The 4392-nt window shown below is 35.2% G+C and carries 2 protein-coding genes; both read left to right on the top strand.

Annotation, left to right across the window (positions count from 1 at the left end; translation table 11 throughout):
* Positions 1–72 precede the first annotated feature (72 nt).
* Positions 73–3072 (top strand): BACON domain-containing protein, encoded by a 3000-nt coding sequence (locus ELS83_RS21425; RefSeq protein WP_171597585.1) that lies wholly within the window; start codon positions 73–75, stop codon positions 3070–3072.
* A gap of 20 nt (positions 3073–3092) precedes the next feature.
* A partial coding sequence (locus ELS83_RS21420) for a BACON domain-containing protein (RefSeq protein ID WP_171597584.1) occupies positions 3093–4392 on the top strand: 1300 nt, incomplete at its 3' end.

The following is a 4392-nucleotide window of genomic DNA, read 5'->3' as shown; positions in this document are numbered from 1 at the left end:
CCGGAACTGAAGCCATGACCGTGGCTAATTCTCTATAATCAATAGTTATGCATGGCATTTTAGCTAAGTATCATGCACCTATTGTTAGATAAAAAAGTATCTCTTAATTTTAGGTATCGATTTGTCCAATTAGCTTTGACGTTATACATTAAAGAGCATATATCTGCAGATACAGATCATCTTCTCTTTAATGCATATGTTAACGAGACACTTAGTTTGGAAGAGCAAACCACTACTTTTACTAACCCATTAGGGGGTAAAAAAACTTTGGTTACATCGTCAGGCAATAGTAGTTTAATCAATGTTCATAATCATACTAAAGTTACATATCCAGAAGCTTTAAAGATTGATGGAGAAATCATTGTTAACTTCACATATGAAGAAAATGAATTCAAATTCTATGAGAATTATACCTACGATTTTAAAAGTAATCAAAAAAATTTAAGAATAAAAAGTATCGACATCAATGATGTTAATCAAAAAGGTTTTCGTTTTAATTATGCTTATTTAGGAAATGCTTATAAAAGATTGTTTCTAGAAAAAATAGAAGAAATTAATGGTATTAAAGGAATTGTGAAAGGAACTTATGACTTCGAATATCATCAATTAGATAAAATTACATCTCCTCTAACACGGAATATTGATTATTGGGGATTTTCCAATGGAGGTAACGATGAAACAGCGAATTTAATTCCTACAACACATATTACTGAAGATGGAGATTTTCATTATGATTCGGATGAAAGAGAACCTAAAAAATCTCTTTGTAATGTTGGTCTTTTAAAGAAAATTACGTATCCAACGGGAGGATATACCAAGATTGACTATGAAGGGCATGATTATTCATACCGTCTAGAAAGAAGAAGTGAAAATAATTTTTTGGCTGAATTAAATTCAATTCCAGGTGATGCAGGCGGGGCTAGGGTTCAAAAAATTATAGACTTTGATGGAACATCAGAATTAAACATAAGGGAATTTAAATACCGTAAGGATTACTTTATGTTTGGTGAAGCTTCTGCAAGTTCTGGAGTATTACTTGATTGGCCTAGGTACGTGTATTACTGGTTGTATGAGGATGGTTACTGGAGAATTAAAGCTGGTAGAGGACAAAGTTCAAGTTTCTATAAAGATTACTTCAATGAAAACTATATTTCTTATTCAGAGGTTGTAGAAATTATAAACAATTCTCAATATAGGGTTTACTATTATTCGGATTATGAGTCAAATCCTAATACTAATCACTTCCATAAAGAGGTATTAGACGAGTCTTATGAAGAAAATGTGGTACAAAGGGAATTGTATAATAACTACTATGGTATCAGATCTAATGATAAATCAGGGGAAAGAGGTCTTCTATTGGGAGAGAAAATTTTCAATGTCGAAAAAAACTGCATACAAGAATATATAAACGAGTATTCATTTTCAAATGATACAACTATGTTTGTAGTTGGATTGATCCCAACAACTGGTGCAGTATCAACTACTTATAAATTATTTTCTTATCCAATAAATCTAGTTAAGAAAACTCAAAAGCAATATGACAAGGCTGGTGTTGAGCTAATAAATTCATTTCAAACTTATAGTTATGAGAGCAATTATAACTTATTGAGAGAAAAAATTAGCCATAATAGTGTAGGGGAAGAAATATTAATAAATTATCTATATCCTACAGATTTTAATTTTGAATCTATAATTGCCGAATACTCAGATCAGGAATATTTAAATTGCTTGGAAGCACAAACACTTTGTGAGGAGGAAAAAATCCTCTGTGAATTGGACTGTATGAAACAGCATAAATTTGATGAGGAAGCATACAATAATTGTATTAGTTATTGTCCTACTTGCGATGAGGGTTGTGATGATTTACCAGGTTTTCCGTTTGATGAGTTTACAGGGGGAGTTTATAAGATGCAAGAATCTAATATTTTTAAACCTCTTGAGAAAATCACATATGTAAAACAAAATAATGTTCAGAAAGTAATAAAATCTGAGCTGATTAAGTTTAAAAAAGTAGGAAGTAATCTAGCAAAGTCATTCGAAACCCAAATTCTAACCAATAAAACTCCTGTTGATATAAATAATTTCAATGCTTTAAACTTAAATGAAGCAGGGGCATTAGAATATGATGATAAATATAATCTCGATTTCAAGATAGAAAAATACAATAGTGCTGGTAGAGTATTACAATACCAAACCAAAAGTGGTATTAGTGTTGTGATACTATGGGATGATAAGAATATTTATCCAATGGCTAAAATTGAAGGAATTGCGTATGATGATGTAGAAGAATACGATTCGAAACCAGCTAACTATAATAGTCAACAGTATTACAGTAGCTTGAAATTGGCAGTTCCAGACGCTATTATAACCACCTACTCATATCTTTCATTAATTGGAATGACTTCCATGACGGATACAAACGGAGTGAGTACAATCTATGAGTATGACGATTTTGGTAGACTATCCTGTTTAAAAGATAATAATGACAATATATTACAGACCTACCATTATAATTACGAAAAGGAAGTAAATTTTTCGAGTTTAGAAGTTTCTACCAATAGCTTAAGCTGTATCTACAGTGGTGAAACTAAGGATGTTGACGTCACTTCTAATGTGAGTTGGCTTGTGAGTAGTGATAAAGGTTGGATCAGTGTAATACCTGAATCAGGAACCGGTGATCAAGTTCTTCAAATTAAATGTGATTCAACTACAATAACTAGTTCCAGACAAGGAACGGTTACAATTACCGGTGATGGAATAATAAAAACTATAATGATTGAACAGGATGCTGCTCCGACCTTGAGTTTGTCACGCAACAATTTAAGTGTTAATGGAGATTATTCCTTGGTTACTGTTAACGTAAACTCTAATGTAAATTGGACAGTTTCCAGTAATAAACCTTGGTTAGCCGGAGTACCAAGTACGGGTAGTAATGATGGAACCTTCCAGGTTCAATGTGAAATTAATCCCAAAACAACATCTAGAGATGGCATCATCACTGTAAGTGGTGGCGGAATAGAAAAGACGATTAATGTAACGCAAGCTGCTGGTACTGGCGGACTTCCTCAATAATAACTTCAATTTAAAACAATATGAGAATAATATATAAGATTATTGTACTGGGTGTCTTATTAAGTCTATGTGCACCCATACACGCACAATTCGGGAATTTTTTAAGTCCATCTTCAGTGACGATAGATTCAGAAGGAGGAACATATACGGTAAACAGGAGCAATACGGCAGCTTTGACCGTGATGAATTCAGATAGCTGGGTACATGTAGATGCATCCACGTTGGACTCAGGTCAAACCATTCTTCGCTTTAGCTGCGATGCCAATAGTCTTTCACGCCAAAGATCTGGTAGGGTAATTGTAAGGACAGCAAGCTTTGAATTGGGAACCATTACCATGATCCAAGATGCTGGAGGCAGTGGAACAGATATTTTTCCTAATCCCTATAAAACCATTGATGGAGAAGGAGGAGATTATTCAGTAACAAGGACTTCCGGAGTTTTAAGCTTAGTGTCTGCGCCTTCATGGGTAACAATTGAGCATTCGAGTTTATTAAGTGGAACAAGTCTTGATTTTTCCTGTGATCCCAATACGGGTTCAGATTCACGAATGGGAACCATTAACGTACGGGATGCTTCCAATAATTTGGGAATTCTCAACCTAATGCAAATTGGGAATGAATTAAATAATCCAGATGTTCCCAATGCCCCTACAATTGTTTATGAAGATGGTAAAACGACGCTAACCAAAACAACTGCACCATTTCAGGTAGAATACTACTGGCAAACCAGTGCCACAGGAACTAGTACTGATGTAGCTGCATCAAGTGCAACCAAAGAGTTTACAAACAATGGAGTTTATTATCTACGAGCAAGAGGTGTTGTTTCAATGTCATGGAGTGATGCAATATCGGGTGATGTAATCGTATACCATCACCCAACTGCTCCACCTACGCCAGCAGCAAGTTATAATGATGGAGTGACTACTCTTACGTATCAAAACCCACCTGCCGGTGAAGTTTACTACTGGCAAACAAGTGCAAGTGGAACTGATAAGACAAACTCCAATGCAACCAAGGATTTTACAGTTGACGGAGCTACGTATTACATCCGTTCCTATAATGCAACACTTGATACATGGAGTACTGCCCAATCAGGAACAGTAGAGGTTTACAATAACCCTGGCATTCCTGCAGCRCCAACTGCSACTTATGCAGATGGAGTAACCACGCTTACTCGTCAGGCGCCACCGGCAGATGAAGTTTACTACTGGCAAACAAGTGCAAGTGGAACTGACCAAACAAACTCCAATGCAACCAAGGATTTTACAGTTGACGGAGCTACGTATTACATCCGTTCCTATAATGCAACACTTGATACAT

The sequence above is a fragment of the Marinifilum caeruleilacunae genome, from assembly GCF_013141825.1.
Lineage (GTDB): Bacteria > Bacteroidota > Bacteroidia > Bacteroidales > Marinifilaceae > Marinifilum > Marinifilum caeruleilacunae.
The sequence above is the reverse complement of the archived record's forward strand: the minus strand, read 5'-3'. Positions and strand labels throughout refer to the sequence as shown.